Raw genomic sequence first — 18201 nt, 5'->3', positions numbered from 1 at the left:
ACTGAAATTCACCTTCTCCGCGACAACCTAAGTATTGCGTTGACCGGGATTTTTGCCACAGCCGGCTACAAATAATTGCTCAGGCGGTTATTCAGCGCCACCAGCGGTTGGCAAAACGCCTGCGGGTGCGAGATAAACGGCGCATGGGCGGCTTTATCAAAGACGATAGATTCGCTCTGCGGCCATAAGGCGTCCAGCAGGGGCACAATTTTGCGCGGCACCAGGCCATCCAGTCGGCCATACAGTCTGATAAACGGCATGGTTAACGCCGCCAGCGGCAGGCGCAGGTCCGTGGTTTTGAGGATCTCCAGGCCACCGTTCAATACATCAGTGGAGGGCATCGGCAGCGACAGGACCGTGCTTTTCAACGCCCGGGCGTCCTGACGCGCGCTTTCGGTACCCATGGTCTGCAGTGCCAGAAAACGCTCAACGGTGCGCTGAAAATCCTCGCTCAGCTGCTGCTGGAAGCCGCTCAACACCTCCGCCTTGATACCCGGCCAGTCGCCATCGGCGCCAAAACAGGGGGAAGAGGCAACGGTCACCAGCCCCAGCACCCGCTCAGGATGCTGCAACGCCACCTGGCTGGCCACCAGCCCGCCAAGGCTCCAGCCCAGCCAGACCGCCTTTTCAGGCGCTTTTTCTGCTACCAGCTGCGCCATGGCGTCCAGCGACAGCGCGCCAAAACCGCGACTGCGGCCATAACCCGGCAGATCGACCAGATGCAGCGTAAAATGCGAGGCCAGTTCCGACACGACGCCATCCCATACTCCGGCATTCAGCCCCCAGCCGTGCAGCAGCACAAGATGACAATTTCCTTCGCCCGTGGTTTGCCACCAGATGTCGTTCATCAGTTACTGTTCTCTTTCCATCACTATGAGGTGAAATATGCTAACAGCACACAGCTTATGCTGGCTATGCCAAATGCCGCTGGCGCTCAGCGGATGGGGGATCTGTTCGCGCTGCACCAGTGCATTACTGCACCCGCAACCGCTGTGCCCGCAGTGTGGACTGCCGGCCATCACTGGCCTGCTGCCCTGCGGACGCTGCGTGCAAAAACCGCCGCCGTGGCAACGGCTGGTGGCGGTCAATGACTACCGGCCACCGCTGAGTCGTCTGGTGCATCAGCTGAAGTTTACCGCGCGCCCGGAACTGGCCCCGGCGCTGGCGCGCCTGCTGCTGTTACGCCTGCGCCAGAGCGCGGAATTACCCCGGCCGGACCGGCTCGTCAGCGTCCCGCTCTGGCAGCGGCGCCACTGGCGGCGGGGTTTCAATCAAAGCGACCTGCTCTGTCGCCCGCTGGCGCGCTGGATGCACTGCGCCTGGCATCACGACGCTCTGCGCCGCCACCGGCGTACCGCAACCCAGCATCAACTCTCCGCCCGATTGCGCCGGCGTAACCTGAAAAATGCCTTTCAGCTTGAAATCCCGGTTCAGGGTCACCATATCGCCATTGTGGATGATGTCGTCACAACCGGAAGCACCGTCGCCGAGATATCCCGCCTGCTTTTGCGAAACGGCGCCGCGACGGTTCAGGTATGGTGTATATGCCGTACCTTGTAGACCCCTGCTGATGGGCGTATTATAACCCAGTAAAATAGTCAACTATTAGGCCAACGCTATGATCCGTATTTCCGATGCTGCACAAGCGCACTTTGCCAAACTGCTGGTCAATCAGGAAGAAGGGACACAAATTCGCGTATTTGTGATCAATCCCGGCACCCCTAACGCTGAGTGCGGCGTTTCCTACTGCCCACCGGATGCGGTGGAAGCCACCGACACGGCGCTGAAGTTTGAGCAACTGACCGCCTATGTCGACGAACTCAGCGCGCCGTACCTCGATGACGCTGAAATTGACTTCGTAACCGATCAGCTGGGTTCTCAGCTGACGCTGAAGGCGCCGAACGCCAAGATGCGTAAAGTCTCCGACGACGCACCGCTGATGGAGCGCGTGGAGTACATGCTGCAATCGCAGATTAACCCGCAGCTGGCCGGCCATGGCGGGCGCGTCACGCTGATGGAAATCACCGAAGACGGCCTGGCGATCCTGCAGTTCGGCGGCGGATGTAACGGCTGCTCCATGGTCGATGTGACCCTGAAAGAAGGGATCGAGAAGCAGCTGCTGAACGAGTTCCCGGAACTGAAAGGCGTGCGCGATCTGACCGAACACCAGCGCGGCGAGCACTCCTACTACTAAGCCTCCCCTGCTGCCTCATGCCCGGCGGTGTTTCACCTGCCGGGCTGCTTTTCTGACGCCCCCGCACAGCATTTCCCGCTACGCTATCCGGCTAAAACCCGGAAAAGAGTATGACTTAAGTCTCATATTTAAAATTTACCCCCGCCAGGTGATTCTCAACCTGCGTATGTTACCCGTATCATCTGTTTCAGGCACCGCTGCTATAAAAATAGCCAGCTATCCTTTATTACAGGAGTGATAGTCGATTTTATGGCGCCGCACCGCTTACCACCCTCGCGGGAGCAAGCGAAAAGAGATTGAAATTTGACGTTACCCATAACAAATGAAAGGCCAGGTAAATTATGCCATTAGTCATCGTTGCTATCGGGGTTGCCCTGTTATTACTGCTGATGATCCGCTTCAAAATGAACGGATTTATCGCGCTGGTTCTGGTGGCTCTCGCCGTCGGACTGATGCAGGGTATGCCGCTGGATAAAGTCATCGTATCCATTAAAAACGGCGTGGGAGGCACCCTCGGCAGTCTTGCGCTGATCATGGGCTTTGGCGCCATGCTCGGTAAGCTGCTGGCGGATTGTGGTGGCGCCCAGCGTATCGCCACGACCCTTATCGCCAAATTTGGCAAAAAGCACATTCAGTGGGCAGTGGTACTGACTGGTTTTACCGTCGGCTTCGCCCTGTTCTATGAAGTGGGCTTTGTGCTGATGCTGCCGCTGGTCTTTACCATCGCCGCGTCTGCTCGTATCCCGCTGCTGTATGTCGGTGTCCCGATGGCGGCCGCGCTCTCCGTTACCCACGGTTTCCTGCCTCCGCACCCGGGTCCGACGGCGATCGCCACCATCTTCCATGCCGACATGGGTAAAACCTTACTGTACGGTACGCTGCTGGCTATTCCGACCGTGATTCTGGCCGGTCCGGTGTATGCCCGCTGCCTGAAGAACATCGATAAACCGATTCCGGAAGGCCTGCATAACCCGAAAACCTTCACCGAAGAAGAGATGCCGGGCTTCGGCGTCAGCGTCTGGACCTCGCTGGTCCCGGTGGTGCTGATGGCGATGCGCGCCGTGGCGGAAATGGTGCTGCCAAAAGGTCACGCCTTCCTGCCGGTTGCGGAATTCTTTGGCGACCCGGTGATGGCAACGCTGATCGCGGTCTTAATCGCTCTGTTCACCTTCGGTCTGAACCGCGGCCGTTCGATGGATCAGATCAACGAGACGCTGACCTCATCGATTAAAATCATCGCCATGATGCTGCTGATCATCGGCGGCGGCGGCGCCTTCAAACAAGTGCTGGTAGATAGCGGCATGGATAAATACATCGCCTCTATCATGCATGAATCCAACATGTCTCCGCTGTTTATGGCCTGGTCCATTGCCGCCGTGCTGCGTATTGCACTGGGTTCGGCGACCGTTGCGGCCATTACCGCGGGGGGCATTGCGGCTCCGCTGATCGCCACCACCGGCGTCAGCCCGGAACTGATGGTTATCGCCGTAGGCTCAGGCAGCGTGATCTTCTCTCACGTTAACGACCCAGGCTTCTGGCTGTTTAAGGAGTACTTCAACCTGACCATCGGTGAGACCATCAAGTCCTGGTCGATGCTGGAAACCATTATTTCAGTATGCGGCCTGGTGGGCTGTCTGCTGCTGGGGATGGTGGTGTAACTCAGGCACCGTGATAAAAAAAGGCCGGGTCCGCTTGCTGCGACCCGGCCTTTTTATTGTGGCGTAACCCGGCATACAAGTGCTGTCGGGTAAACGACAGAACTAACGTTTCTTCGCCACGGCTTTACGGCGCTTATCCAGATCCTTAATCAGCTTATTCACCCGTTCATCGGCAAACATCTGCTCAAGGGTCACCGACAGCTTGCGCCGCCAGTTCGGATACTCGGTGCTGGTGCCCGGAATATTGACCGGGGAGGCCATCTCCAGCCAGTCTTCCGGCTGTAACCCCAGCAACGCGCTGTTGCTGTCGGCAATATAACGCTGCATCCCGCGATTCAGGGTCGAGCTCATCGCCATCAGCGAGGCGTGATGCCCGGCGCGTTTTGGCAGGCAGCCGTATTGATGCAGGGCGTCCAGCAGCCCCTGCTTCGCCAGCTCGCGATCCTGATACAGACCGCGCAGTACCACTTCATCCGGATACAGGCCTAACGATTTACCCAGCGTCAGATCTCCGCTTTCCCAGTAGCCGCGCAGCGTCGGCAGGTCATGCGTTGTTGCCACCGCCATTGATTGCACCGGATACGTCTGCGGCGCGCGGAAAGTCTTCTCGTGGTCATTTTCGAAATAGAGCACTTTGTAGGAATAAACGCCGCTCTTACGCAGCTTGCCAACAATCTCTACCGGCACGGTACCGAGATCTTCGCCGATCACCATGCAGCGCTGACGTTGACTCTCCAGCGCCAGAATCGACAGCAGATCATCCACCGGATACTGCACATAGGCCCCGTGGTCGGCGGTTTCGCCGTACGGGATCCACCACAGACGCAGGACCGACATCACGTGATCGATACGCAGCGCGCCGCAGTTTTGCATGTTGGCCCGCAGCAGTTCGATAAACGGCTCATACGCCCGGGAGACGATGATATGCGGATCCATCGGCGGCAGGCCCCAGTTCTGTCCCAGCGGGCCAAGAATGTCCGGCGGTGCACCAACGGAGGCTTTCAGGCAGTACAGTTCACGGTCACACCAGGTTTCCGATCCCCCTTCCGCCACGCCGACCGCCAGATCGCGGTACAGGCCAATCGGCATTGCATCGCGCTGGCTGGTCTGCCAGCAGTCGGCAAACTGTGACCAGGCCAGCCACTGCAGCCAGAGGTAGAAACTCACCTCATCAGCATGTTCAGTGCAGAAGGCTTTCACTTCCAGGCTGGTGATGTCCTGGTAGGCTTTTGGCCACGCCGGCCAGCCCCAGCGCAGCGGGTCCTGCTGAACCTGCCAGGCATGCAGCGCATCAAACGCCGCCTGCCAGTACAGGCTTTCGCCTTCGCGCAGCACGAACTGACGAAACGCCGTCATGGCCTCATCGTTGCGGCCAGAAAAACGCTGCCAGGCCATACGCAATGCGGTCATTTTCAACGCGGTGACCGCGGTGTAATCCACATCTTCAGTCTGACGCGCCGCCTGTAAGGCCTGCTGTGTATCTGCCGAGTGCCACCAGGCCTGGGCTTCTTTGTTCAGACGAAAATCATCGACCGCATTGACGTCGATATAGATAACGTTCAGCCAGCGCCGCGAAGACGGGCTGTAAGGGCTGGCGCTTTCCGGGTTTGCCGGGTAGAGCGCATGAATCGGGTTAAGACCGATAAACGCCCCGCCGCGCTGAGCAATTTGCGGCAGCATTGCGCGTAAATCGCCAAAGTCGCCCACGCCCCAGTTGTTCTCTGAGCGCAGGGTGTAGAGCTGCACGCAGGCGCCCCACAACTTTTGGCCCTCTTTCAGCGCCTGAGGTTCATAGCAACGTACGGGCGCGACAATTGCCCGACAGTGCCAACGCTCTCCCTCCTGGGTGAGCGTCAGCGAGTGATAGCCTTCCGGGAGTTTCACCGGCAGCGGCAGCGTATCGCCGCCGCTAACCTTGCCCTGATACTGCTTCCCCTCTTCGGTGGTGAGGATCCACTGGTATTCACCGCTGCCGGCAACCGGCAGCGACATTTTTTTCCCGTGGGTGAATACCTTCACCGCCGGCAGGGGATCGACCGCCACTTTCGTGGCAGCCGTGGTCCGATGCATCGCATCAAGCAGACGCTTTTTCGTCGCCGCAGCAATAGACTGCGGCTTACCATGCGCATTGATGTAGTCAGGGCTTATCCCTGCCGCCAGCGCGGCGTTATCAAGGCGTTGAGTCTCCATAGGCCCGTCCTTAGCGTTTTGCCTGCCAGATACGTTGTTGATAATCGCGGATAGAGCGGTCGGAGCTGAACATACCGCAACGCGCGGTATTCAGAATGGTCGCGCGCGTCCAGGCTTCCTGGTCACGGTACAATTCATCCACCTGCTTCTGCGCCGCCACATAGGCTTCGAAGTCAGCCAGCACCAGGTACGGGTCGCCGCCTTTCAGCAGGCTGTGCAGCATCTGGTCGAAGGCGTGTTTATCGCCATCGCTGTACTTACCGCTTTCCAGCTCTTTCAGCACCGCATCCAGCAGCTTGTCTTTCTTACGCCATTTCAGCGGGTCATAGCCTTTCGCCTTCAGCGCTTTCACTTCTTCGACGGTGTTACCGAAGATAAAGATGTTTTCCTCGCCGACCTGTTCAGCGATTTCAACGTTCGCGCCGTCCAGGGTGCCGACGGTCAATGCGCCGTTCAGCGCCAGCTTCATGTTGCCGGTACCGGAGGCTTCTTTACCTGCCGTGGAGATCTGCTCAGAGATATCCGCCGCTGGGATCAGCATTTCCGCCGCGGAGACACAATAATCCGGCAGGAACACCACTTTCAGCTTATCGCCCACCAGCGGGTCGTTATTTACCGCTTCCGCTACCTTGTTGATAGCGAAAATGATGTTCTTCGCCAGGTAGTAGCCCGGTGCCGCTTTCGCGCCAAACAGGAATACGCGCGGTACACGGTCTGCCTGCGGGTTTTCACGAATTTCTTTGTACTGCGCCAGGATGTTCAGCAGGTTGAGGTGCTGACGTTTGTACTCGTGCAGACGCTTGATCTGGATATCGAAAATCGCCTGCGGGTTAATCTCGATACCGGTACGCAGCTTAACGAACTCTGCCAGACGGACTTTGTTCGCCAGCTTGATGTCACGATACGTTTTACGGAACGCCGCATCATCGGCATATTTCTCGAGATTAATCAGCTGATCGAGGTCGTTGGCCCACTCTTTCTTCAGCGTCTTATCCAGCAGCGCGGCCAGAGCCGGGTTGCACTGTTTAATCCAGCGGCGCGGCGTGATGCCGTTGGTGACGTTATGGAATTTGTTCGGCCACAGCTGGTGATATTCCGGGAACAGATCCTTCACCACCAGATCGGAGTGCAGTGCCGCCACGCCGTTCACCGCGAAGCCGCTGACCACGCACATGTTCGCCATCCGAACCTGCTTGTCATGCACCACCGCCAGTTTCGCCCATACCTGCTTATCGCCCGGCCAGGTTTTCTCAACCAGGGTTTTAAACTGTTTGTTGATCTCGTTAATGATCTGCATGTGGCGCGGCAGCAGCGCTTTGACCAGCTTCTCGTCCCAGCACTCCAGCGCTTCAGGCATCAGCGTGTGGTTGGTATAGGCGAAGGTTTTGCTGGTAATAGCCCATGCATCGTCCCAGCTCAACTGGTGCTCATCGATCAGCACGCGCAGCAGCTCAGGGATGGCAATCGTCGGGTGCGTGTCGTTGAGCTGGATCACTTCGTAATCCGCCAGCTCGGCCAGCTTGCGGCCTGCCAGATGATGACGACGCAGAATATCGGCAACCGAACAGGCGCACTGGAAGTACTGCTGCATCAGACGCAGCTTTTTCCCTGCCTGGTGGTTGTCGTTCGGGTAGAGCACTTTAGTCAGTTTGGCCGCGTCGATACCCTGCTGTTCAGCACGCAGGAAATCGCCGTCGTTAAATTTGGTCAGGTTAAACGGATGCGCGTGGGTCGCCTGCCATAAACGCAGCGGCTGCGCGACGTTATTGCGATAGCCCAGTACCGGCAGATCCCAGGCTTCACCGGTAATCACAAACGCCGGCTGCCAGGCACCGCTCTTGCTCACCTTGCCGCCCAGCCCGACCTGTACGTCCAGCTGTTCGTTATGGCGGAACCATGGGTAGCGACTACGCCCCCAGTCATCCGGCGCTTCAATCTGCTGGCCATCGTTGAAAGACTGGCGGAACAGACCGTATTGATAATTGAGGCCATAGCCGGTTGCCGACTGGCCTACGGTCGCCATGGAGTCGAGGAAACAGGCTGCCAGACGGCCCAGGCCGCCGTTACCCAGTCCCGGATCGATCTCTTCTTCCAGCAGGTCGGTCAGGTGGATGTCGTGCGCTTTCAGCTCATCGCTCACCCCTTGATACCAGCCGAGGTTCAGCAGGTTGTTACCGGTCAGGCGGCCAATCAAAAACTCCATCGAGATGTAGTTGACGTGGCGCTGTCCTTTCGCTGGTTTCGCGATCGGCTGAGCCGATAACAGCTCGGCCAGCGCGCCGCTCACGGCGTGCCACCACTGACGCTGCGTCATCTCAGAAGCGGACTGTAAGCCAAGATGCTGCCACTGACGGGTCAGTGCAGCCTGAAACTGATCTTTATTAAAAGAAGTCTGTGACATAAGAAATCCGGGTCCTTTACTAAAACGTTGGCGTTAGTGTGCCGACCTCCTGCAACAACGTCCTCATCCCGATGGGGATTAGGCAGGGAGGAGCAGCAGGGATGAGCGAAAAGTGTGATCGTGGCCACTATAACGGTAGCTCTCTGAGAAAAATTTGCTGAATAAATCACCACGCCGGGGGGCGATAGAGGGACAAAATCTGTTACAGGGCGAAACATGGTGCTCAACCCAATACCCTTGCGCAATTATCACCAAATAAAAATAAACATTGTGTAAAAATAATCCTCTCCGGGACGCTCAATACGTCAAAACGCTTATTTCTAAGAATTTGCTGACATTAATTTAATAAAAACATGCAACTACAAGAAAATGCAGTGAAATTCATTTCATCGCCGCTGAAAGTGCGATCAAACCCAGGCTCCACGCCCACTGGTACCGGTTTTACCATGCGAGTGATTTAATGAGGAATTTGTGACCTGGTGCAAATTCAAGAGCATAAAATTCGGACATAACTTGCAATAACTTTCATAATCGCCGACCTTAATAGTCATTAATTACGAAGCGCAAAAAAAATCGCAAACCTCTCTTGCACAGCGAAATGATTAACTATGTTGATTCCGTCTAAATTAGGTCGTCCAGTCCGCCTTGAACACACTGTGGTTCGCGAGCGATTACTGGCGAAACTTTCCGGCGCGAACAATTACCGTCTCGTGTTGGTCACCAGCCCGGCAGGCTATGGCAAGACCACGCTCATCTCACAGTGGGCGGCGGGGAAAAAAGAACTTGGGTGGTTCTCGCTTGATGAAGGCGACAACCAACAGGAACGTTTTGCCAGTTATCTGATCGCCTCCGTTCAGCAGGCTACCGGTGGGCACTGCGCCGCCAGCGAGGCAATGGTGCAGAAGCGCCAGTACGCCAGCCTCCCCTCGCTCTTCGCGCAGCTGTTTATTGAACTTGCCAGCTGGCAGCATCCGCTGTACCTGATCATCGATGACTATCATCTGATCAACAACCCGGTGATTCATGATGCGATGCGCTTCTTCCTGCGCCACCAACCCGAAAATATGACCCTGGTGGTGCTCTCGCGTAACCTGCCGCAGCTTGGCATTGCCAACCTGCGGGTCCGCGATCAACTGCTGGAGATCGGCAGCCAACAGCTGGCGTTTACCCATCAGGAAGCCAAACAATTTTTCGACTGTCGCCTGACGTCACCGATTGAAGCAGAAGACAGCCGCCGGCTGTGTGACGATGTCGCCGGCTGGGCAACCGCACTGCAGCTGATTGCCCTCTCGGCGCGCCAGAACAACTCCTCCGCCCACCACTCCGCCCGACGTCTGGCCGGCATTAACGCCAGCCACCTGTCCGATTACCTGGTGGATGAAGTGCTGGATAATGTTGATGCCCGCACGCGCAATGTGCTGCTGAAAAGCTCGCTGCTACGTTCAATGAACGATGCGCTTATCGTGCGCGTAACCGGGGAAGATAACGGCCAGATGCAGCTGGAGGAGATCGAACGTCAGGGTCTGTTCATGCAGCGGATGGACGATTCCGGTGAATGGTTCCGCTATCACCCTCTGTTCGGCAACTTCCTGCGACAGCGCTGCCAGTGGGAACTGGCAACCGAACTCCCTGAAATTCACCGCTCCGCCGCGGAAGGCTGGATGGCGCTCGGCTTCCCGAGCGAAGCTATCCATCATGCACTGGCGGCTGGCGACGCGAAAATGCTGCGCGATATCCTGCTCAATCACGCCTGGGGCATGTTTAACCACAGCGAGCTGGGGCTGCTTGAGCAGTCACTGGCGGCGCTGCCGTGGTCAAGCCTGCTGGAAAATCCGCGCCTGATTCTGTTGCAGGCCTGGCTGATGCAAAGCCAGCACCGCTACAGCGAAGTCAATACTCTGCTGGCCCGGGCCGAGCAGGAGATGGATATTAAGCTGGATACCGCCATGCACGGCGATTTCAACGCCCTGCGCGCGCAGGTGGCGATTAACGCCGGCGATCAGGAAGAGGCTGAGCGGCTGGCAATGGTCGCCCTCGACGAGCTGCCGCTGGCCAGCTATTACAGCCGCATCGTCGCCACTTCGGTGCACGGTGAAGTGCTGCATTGCAAAGGCCTGCTTAGCAAATCGCTGGCGGTCATGCAGCAAACGGAGCAGATGGCCCGTCGCCATGATATCTGGCACTACGCGCTGTGGAGCATGATCCAGCAAAGTGAAATTCTGTTTGCTCAGGGCTTCCTGCAGGCCGCGTGGGAAGTTCAGGAGAAAGCCTTCCAGCTGATCCGGGAGCAGCATCTCGAACAGCTACCGATGCATGAGTTCCTGCTGCGTATTCGCGCGCAGCTGCTGTGGGCATGGGCGCGTCTGGACGAAGCTGAAGTCTCAGCTCGCAGCGGGATGGAAGTCCTCGCGACCTATCAGCCGCAACAGCAGCTGCAATGTCTGGCCTTGATGGTCCAGTGCTCGCTGGCGCGTGGTGACCTGGATAACGCCCGCAGCCATCTCAACCGTCTGGAAAACCTGCTCGGCAACGGTCACTACCATAGCGACTGGGTATCGAACGCCGACAAGGTCCGGGTGATCTACTGGCAGATGGTCGGCGACAAAGCCGCGGCGGCCAACTGGCTGCGCCAGACGCCAAAACCAGAATTTGCCAATAACCACTTCCTGCAGAGCCAGTGGCGCAACATTGCCCGGGCGCAGATCCTGCTGGGCGATTTCGACTCGGCGGAAATGGTACTGGAAGAGTTAAACGACAACGCGCGTTCGCTGCGCCTGATGAGCGATATCAACCGCAACCTGCTGCTGCTCAATCAGCTTTACTGGCAGGCGGGGCGCAAAGGCGAAGCGCAAAAAGTGTTGCTTGAAGCGCTGGCCCTCGCCAACCGTACCGGGTTTATCAACCACTTTGTGATTGAAGGCGAAGCCATGGCGCAGCAGCTGCGTCAGCTTATTCAGTTAAATACGCTGCCGGAGCTTGAGCAGCACCGCGCCCAGCGCATCCTGCGCGATATTAACCAGCACCATCGCCATAAGTTTGCCCACTTTGATGAAGGCTTTGTCGAGCGGCTGCTGAGCCACCCGGAAGTTCCGGAACTGATCCGCACCAGCCCGCTGACGCAACGCGAATGGCAGGTATTAGGGCTTATCTACTCCGGCTACAGCAACGAGCAGATCGCTGGCGAGCTGGATGTAGCGGCCACGACGATCAAAACCCATATTCGTAATCTGTATCAGAAGCTGGGAGTCGCACACCGCCAGGATGCCGTTCAGCATGCCCAGCGGTTGCTTAAAATGATGGGATACGGCGTCTGACGCCGTTTAGCACAGTTCCAGCTGAACGTTATTCTCGCTAATCACCTTCAGCACTCCTGCCGGCGGCATCACATCGGTGTAGACTGCATCGACCATGCTGATGCTGCCCATATTCACCATCGCGTTACGGCCAAACTTCGAGTGATCCACCACCAGCATCACATGGCGCGAGTTTTCAATGATCGCGCGCTTGGTCCGCACCTCATGGTAATCGAACTCCAGCAGTGAACCATCGCTGTCGACGCCACTGATGCCGAGAATGCCGAAATCAAGGCGGAACTGGGAGATAAAATCCAGCGTCGCTTCGCCAATAATGCCTCCGTCGCGGCTGCGCAGTTCGCCACCGGCCAGAATAATGCGGAAGTCCTCTTTCACCATCAGCGTGGTGGCGACGTTGAGGTTATTGGTGACGATACGCAGATCGTTATGCTCCAGCAGCGCGTGCGCGACGGCTTCCGGGGTGGTGCCGATATCGATAAACAGCGTGGCGCCGTCAGGGATTTGGCTCGCCACCTTGCGGGCGATGCGCTCTTTTTCCTGCGTCTGGGTGGCTTTTCGGTCATGCCACGAGGTGTTCACTGAACTCGACGGCAGCGCCGCGCCGCCGTGATGACGCAGGATCATCTTCTGTTCAGCGAGGTCATTCAGGTCACGACGAATGGTCTGCGGGCTGACGGCAAACTGCTCGACCAGCTCTTCCGTACTGACATATCCCTGTTTTTTTACCAGCTCGATAATCGCGTCATGACGTTGTGTTTGTTTCATGAAATATCCCTGGGATTATAAGACTCACTTCACAGAGAGCCCGGTGAAGAGGCTCTATGTTCGCTTTCGCACATGCTGCGTATCGACAAACGCCATCGCCAGCCCGGTCAACAACCCAGCCACGTGCGCGCCGTTGGCGATCGACATGCCAAAAACATCAAACCATCCAGCCACTAACCATACTAATGAGAAGAGGATCAGGCCGCGCTGTAAATAGACGCCGCTTTGCGGATCCCGCTCGCCCCGCAGCCAGACATAGCCCATCAGCGCATAGACTACGCCGGACAAACCGCCAAACCAGGGGCCGCTATATTGATGCTGGATAAACCCGCTCAACAGGGCGCTAATCACGGTAATGACCACCAGCTTGCCGGTGCCAATACGCTTTTCCACCGCGCCGCCGAGGTACCACCACCATAGCAGGTTAAACAGAATATGCATCAGCGAGAAGTGCATGAAAGCATGGCTAAAGTAGCGCCAGGCCTCAAATTTCAGCGACGGGTCATACGGCCAGGCCAGCAGCAGCATCACCGGCTGGTCGCCGATAATGTTTTGCAGCACAAAGACCAGAATACAGGCGATCAGCACCGCCCACGTAAAGGGACCGGCGTTACGACGCAGGGTGGCGAAAAAGGGAAAGCGCTGGTAGCGCAGGCCGCTGTTGGTGTGCCCGGATTGCCAGCTGGCCGCCAGATAGCGCGGGTCGGCCGGGTTTTCCAGAAAGCGAGCCAGTTCAGTCTGCACCCGCCCGGCCTGGCTCTCATCAGCCAGCCAGACATCGCTCTGCTCATGCTGCTGAATGGTCAGGATAATGCCCTGCGTCGCCATGTAGTCGACAAACGCCTGGGCCACACGCGGGTTAGCAAAAGAGGTAATCATTAACATACAGCGGGTCGCTTATTCCACACAAAGGGGGCTAGTATATACACTAAACCCGTCGAGTTGCAGGAGATGTACGCCGCGGACGCCACCGGGCCGTCGCGCTAATGGCCCTGAGACGGCATCAGGCGGCAAGAGAGTGCCCAACGGCATCGACCAGCCGACGGCTGGCCAGGATACAGACGCTTACAGCGCGCCATGCTCCACTTCCGCCGGGAAGTGGCGATGCCACGCATCGAAACCGCCATCCACACTGTAGACCTTGTCATAGCCCTGCTGCAGCAGATACTGCGCGGCGCCTTTGCTGCTGTTGCCGTGGTAGCACATCACCATCACCGCGGTTTCAACATCGTTATCACGCATAAACGCGCCCAGCGTATCGTTGGTCAGATGAAACGCGCCCGGCGTGTGCCCCATCGCAAAGCTCTGCGGGTCGCGAATATCCACCAGCACCGCCATCGCCTGATGCAGTTTCTGGTGCGCTTCTTCTACGTTGATACATTCAAAGTGGTCCATGTGCTCTGTTCTCTATATATAGCAGGGGGTTTTTACGGGCGGTAACCGGCCATGATTCTACTGCTTAGTTTACCGTCAGACGGCAATTAAACACCAATATGTTACATGCATCACTCTGAAATGTTTTTTTGATGTTACCAAAGGCGCGTTTGTTTGCTATATTGAGCGATATCGAACATTTGTGAGCTTAAACGAAAGTGCCAGAGGTAGCGAACGTGGAAACCAAAGATCTGATTGTGATAGGGGGAGGCATCAACGGTGCCGGTATCGCGGCAGACGCCGCCGGGCGTGGTTTATCCGTCCTGATGCTGGAAGCACGCGATCTCGCCTGCGCCACCTCCAGCGCCAGCTCAAAGCTGATTCACGGCGGGCTGCGCTACCTTGAACACTACGAATTCCGCCTGGTCAGCGAAGCGCTGGCCGAGCGCGAAGTGCTGCTAAAAATGGCGCCGCATCTGGCCTTCCCGATGCGTTTTCGCCTGCCCCATCGCCCGCACCTGCGTCCGGCCTGGATGATCCGGGTAGGTCTGTTTATGTACGATCACCTCGGCAAACGCACCAGTTTACCCGGCTCAACCGGGTTGCGATTTGGCGCAGAATCAGTACTTAAACCTGAAATTTTGCGCGGTTTCGAATATTCCGACTGCTGGGTCGACGATGCGCGACTGGTACTGGCTAACGCACAGATGGTGGAACGCAAAGGCGGCGAGGTCCGTACCCGTACCCGGGCTATCTCGGCGAAACGCGAAAACGGTCTGTGGATTGTGGAAGCCCAGGATATCGATACCGGCGAGAAATTTACCTGGCAGGCCCGGGGACTGGTCAACGCGACCGGCCCGTGGGTCAAACAGTTCTTTGACGATGGCATGCAGCTACGTTCGCCGTACGGCATCCGTCTGATCAAAGGCAGCCACATCGTGGTGCCGCGGGTGCATACCCAGAAGCAGGCCTACATTCTGCAAAACGAAGATAAACGTATTGTCTTCGTCATCCCGTGGATGGATGAGTTCTCGATCATCGGCACCACCGACGTGGAGTACAACGGCGATCCGCAAAAAGTGGCGATCGATGACAACGAGATTAACTATCTGCTGAAGGCCTACAACGCCCACTTCAAGAAGACGCTGTCGCGCGACGATATCGTCTGGACCTACTCCGGCGTCCGTCCGCTGTGTGATGACGAATCGGATTCACCGCAGGCCATCACCCGCGATTACACCCTTGATATCCATGACGAAAATGGCCAGGCGCCGCTGCTGTCGGTGTTTGGCGGCAAGCTGACCACCTATCGCAAGCTGGCCGAACACGCGCTGGAAAAACTGACGCCCTACTACAAAGGGATCGGCCCGGCGTGGACCAAAACCGCCGTGTTACCCGGCGGCGATATCGGCGGTGACCGGGACGATTACGCGGCGAAACTCCGCCGCCGCTTCGCCTTTATCAGCGAATCCATGGCGCGCCATTATGCCCGCACCTACGGCAGCAACAGCGAGCTGATCCTCTCAGGAGCGACCTCGCTGAGCGATCTGGGGGAAGACTTTGGTCATGAGTTTTATGAAGCTGAGCTGAAATACCTGGTGGAGCATGAATGGGTACGCAGCCTTGACGATGCCATCTGGCGTCGGACGAAACAAGGGATGTGGCTGAACGCCGGACAGCAGGCGCAGATTGAGACCTGGCTGGCGCAGCACGCGGGAAAGTCTGAGCTGTCGCTGGCCTCTTAAGCGACTGACCGGACCCGCAATAAGCCAAAAAAATGCTGGTCACCTTAGGTGACCAGCATTAGGACCAACCTGCCCCGGATGTTTTAGTGCACTAGCGGCTACAGCCGGACGGGGTCGATATGCCAGATATGCTCGGCATACTCCTGAATCGTACGGTCAGAGGAGAAATAGCCCATATTGGCGATATTGAGCATCGCTTTCATGGTCCACTCTTCCGGATGACGATACAGCTCATCGACTTTATCCTGGCAATCCACGTAGCTGCGGTAATCCGCCAGCACCTGATAGTGGTCGCCAAAGTTAATCAGCGAATCCAGCAGGTCACGATAGCGCCCCGGCTCTGAAGGACTGAACACACCGGTGCCGATTTGCGTCAGCGCCTGATGCAGTTCCGGATCCTGCTCGTAGAACTCCCGCGGCTTATAACCACTCCGACGCAGCGCCTCCACCTGTTCTGCGGTATTGCCGAAGATAAAGATATTCTCCTCTCCGACGTGCTCCTGCATCTCGACGTTGGCGCCGTCCAGGGTTCCGATAGTCAACGCGCCGTTCAGGGCGAATTTCATATTACTGGTCCCGGAGGCTTCGGTTCCCGCCAGCGAGATCTGTTCGGAAAGATCGGCTGCCGGAATGATCACCTGCGCGAGGCTGACGCTGTAGTTCGGGATAAACACCACTTTCAGCTTATCGCCAATCTGCGGGTCGTTGTTCACCACCGCCGCCACGTCGTTAATAAGATGAATGATGTGCTTCGCCATGTAGTAGGCCGATGCGGCTTTCCCGGCAAAGACATTCACACGCGGCACCCACTCGGCGTCAGGATCGGCCTTGATGCGGTTGTAGCGCGCAATCACGTGCAGCACGTTCATCAGCTGGCGCTTGTACTCGTGGATACGCTTGATTTGCACATCAAACAGCGCTTTCGGGTTCACCACCACGTTCAGATGCTGGGCAATGTAGTTCGCCAGCCGCTGCTTGTTCTCCAGCTTCGCCTGACGCACGGCGAGGTTCACCGTCGGGTAGTCGATATGCTGCTCCAGCTCTTTCAGCTGGCTCAGATCGGTACGCCAGGTGCGGCCAATATGCTCATCCAGCACCTTCGATAACGGCGGGTTCGCCAGCGCCAGCCAGCGTCGCGGCGTCACGCCGTTGGTGACGTTGGTGAAGCGCATCGGGAAGATTTTCGCGAAGTCGGCAAACAGAGACTCTACCATCAGCCGCGAGTGCAGCTCGGAAACGCCGTTCACTTTATGGCTAATCACCACCGCCAGCCACGCCATACGCACCTGGCGACCGTTAGATTCATCGATGATCGACGTCCGGCTCAGCAGCACGGTATCGCTGGGGTACTGCTCCTGAAGCGTCTTCAGGAAGTAGTCGTTGATCTCGAAGATAATCTGCAGATGTCGCGGCAGGATTTTCCCCAGCATATCGACAGGCCAGGTCTCCAGCGCTTCGCTCATCAGGGTATGGTTGGTGTAGGAGAACACCTGGCAGGTGACTTCAAAAGCCTCATCCCAGCTGAATTTGTGCTCGTCAATCAACAGGCGCATCAGCTCCGGAATCGACAGCACCGGGTGGGTATCGTTGAGGTGAATCGCAATCTTCGCCGCCAGGTTGGCGTAGGTTTTATGCAGCTGATAGTGCCGGCTGAGAATATCCTGCACCGTGGCGGACACCAGGAAATACTCCTGACGTAAGCGCAGCTCGCGTCCGGAATAGGTCGAGTCGTCCGGGTACAGCACCCGGGAGACGTTTTCCGAGTGGTTTTTATCTTCCACCGCAGCAAAGTAGTCGCCCTGGTTAAATTTACCGAGGTTGATCTCGCTGCTGGCCTGCGCGCTCCACAGCCGCAAAGTGTTGGTGGCGTCGGTGTCGAAGCCCGGGATAATCTGGTCGTAGGCTTCCGCGAGGATCTCTTCGGTTTCTACCCAGCGGGATTGTTTACCTTCCTGCTGAATGCGCCCGCCAAAACGCACTTTGTAACGGGTATTGTGGCGTTCAAATTCCCACGGGTTGCCGTATTCCAGCCAGTAGTCGGGGGACTCTTTCTGCCGCCCGTCCACGATGTTTTGCTTAAACATCCCGTAGTCATAACGGATACCGTAGCCCCGCCCCGGCAGACCTAAGGCCGCCAGAGAGTCGAGGAAACAGGCCGCCAGGCGCCCCAGGCCACCATTGCCGAGGCCCGGGTCGTTCTCTTCATCAATCAGCTCTTCCAGATTGAGCCCCATCTCCTCCAGCGCATTGTTCACATCCTCGTAGATGCCCAGTGACAACAACGCGTTAGAGAGGGTACGACCGATCAGGAACTCCATCGACAGGTAGTAAACCTGGCGAACTTCCTGAGAAAGCTGCGCGCGATTGGAGCGTAACCAGCGCTCAACCATCCGGTCACGGACGGCAAACAGGGTGGCGTTGAGCCACTCATGTTTATTGGCGATAGCCGGATCTTTGCCGATGATAAACATCAGCTTGTAGGCAATAGAGTGCTTTAACGCCTCAACGCTCAGCGTGGGTGATGCATAGCTAAAGGGTACATTCATCGCAATGACTCCTG

General features: G+C 57.2%; 12 protein-coding genes. 5 read left to right on the top strand and 7 right to left on the bottom strand.

What is annotated here, in order from left to right; all coding sequences use genetic code 11:
• Positions 1-65: 65 nt before the first annotated feature.
• Positions 66-848 carry a pimeloyl-ACP methyl ester esterase BioH gene (bioH, locus tag HF679_RS20310; protein ID WP_123757319.1) on the bottom strand — a complete coding sequence of 261 codons (783 nt, stop codon included), beginning with the start codon at positions 846-848 and terminating at the stop codon, positions 66-68.
• Between the two features lie 37 nt (positions 849-885).
• On the opposite strand from bioH, the gene gntX reads away from it, so the two are divergent.
• The 3 genes from gntX to gntT all read left to right on the top strand — a co-directional run bounded on the left by gntX (position 886) and on the right by gntT (position 3852).
• Positions 886-1560 (top strand): DNA utilization protein GntX, encoded by a 675-nt coding sequence (gntX, locus tag HF679_RS20305; protein WP_123757318.1) that lies wholly within the window; start codon positions 886-888, stop codon positions 1558-1560.
• A 58-nt stretch (positions 1561-1618) separates the two neighbouring features.
• Positions 1619-2194 (top strand): Fe-S biogenesis protein NfuA, encoded by a 576-nt coding sequence (gene nfuA, locus HF679_RS20300; RefSeq protein WP_123757317.1) that lies wholly within the window; start codon positions 1619-1621, stop codon positions 2192-2194.
• 341 nt (positions 2195-2535) lie between these two features.
• Positions 2536-3852 carry a gluconate transporter gene (gene gntT / locus HF679_RS20295; RefSeq protein ID WP_123757316.1) on the top strand — a complete coding sequence of 439 codons (1317 nt, stop codon included), beginning with the start codon at positions 2536-2538 and terminating at the stop codon, positions 3850-3852.
• A 102-nt stretch (positions 3853-3954) separates the two neighbouring features.
• Here the strand turns inward: gntT and malQ are convergent, their stop codons facing one another.
• On the bottom strand, positions 3955-6042 hold the full coding sequence (malQ, locus tag HF679_RS20290) for a 4-alpha-glucanotransferase (protein ID WP_187042339.1): 2088 nt from the start codon (positions 6040-6042) through the stop codon (positions 3955-3957).
• A 10-nt stretch (positions 6043-6052) separates the two neighbouring features.
• Positions 6053-8443 carry a maltodextrin phosphorylase gene (malP, locus tag HF679_RS20285; RefSeq protein ID WP_123757314.1) on the bottom strand — a complete coding sequence of 797 codons (2391 nt, stop codon included), beginning with the start codon at positions 8441-8443 and terminating at the stop codon, positions 6053-6055.
• Positions 8444-9051: 608 nt separating this feature from the next.
• Between malP and malT the strand changes: the two genes are divergently transcribed.
• Positions 9052-11757, top strand: a complete 2706-nt coding sequence (malT, locus tag HF679_RS20280; RefSeq protein ID WP_123757313.1) for an HTH-type transcriptional regulator MalT — start codon at positions 9052-9054, stop codon at positions 11755-11757.
• A gap of 6 nt (positions 11758-11763) precedes the next feature.
• Here the strand turns inward: malT and HF679_RS20275 are convergent, their stop codons facing one another.
• The 3 genes from HF679_RS20275 to glpE form a co-directional block, all read right to left on the bottom strand.
• Positions 11764-12522 carry a DeoR/GlpR family transcriptional regulator gene (locus HF679_RS20275; RefSeq protein ID WP_123757312.1) on the bottom strand — a complete coding sequence of 253 codons (759 nt, stop codon included), beginning with the start codon at positions 12520-12522 and terminating at the stop codon, positions 11764-11766.
• Between the two features lie 54 nt (positions 12523-12576).
• A complete protein-coding gene (gene glpG / locus HF679_RS20270) occupies positions 12577-13407 on the bottom strand; it encodes a rhomboid family intramembrane serine protease GlpG (RefSeq protein WP_123757311.1) in 831 nt (276 codons plus the stop codon).
• A 180-nt stretch (positions 13408-13587) separates the two neighbouring features.
• Positions 13588-13917, bottom strand: coding sequence for a thiosulfate sulfurtransferase GlpE (gene glpE / locus HF679_RS20265; RefSeq protein ID WP_123757310.1), 330 nt, complete (start codon positions 13915-13917; stop codon positions 13588-13590).
• A 215-nt stretch (positions 13918-14132) separates the two neighbouring features.
• On the opposite strand from glpE, the gene glpD reads away from it, so the two are divergent.
• Entirely contained in the window at positions 14133-15641 is a 1509-nt protein-coding gene (gene glpD, locus HF679_RS20260; protein ID WP_187042338.1) for a glycerol-3-phosphate dehydrogenase, read from the top strand.
• A 98-nt stretch (positions 15642-15739) separates the two neighbouring features.
• Here the strand turns inward: glpD and glgP are convergent, their stop codons facing one another.
• The gene (glgP, locus tag HF679_RS20255; RefSeq protein ID WP_123757308.1) at positions 15740-18187 is read right to left on the bottom strand and encodes a glycogen phosphorylase; all 2448 of its coding nucleotides are present in this window, start codon (positions 18185-18187) and stop codon (positions 15740-15742) included.
• Positions 18188-18201 lie beyond the last annotated feature (14 nt).

Origin of the sequence: Enterobacter sp. JUb54 (assembly GCF_014298075.1) — a bacterium.
GTDB classification, from domain to species: Bacteria; Pseudomonadota; Gammaproteobacteria; order Enterobacterales; family Enterobacteriaceae; genus Klebsiella; species Klebsiella lignicola.
Note: the sequence above shows the minus strand (reverse complement) of the source record. Positions and strands in the feature narration are given on the sequence as shown.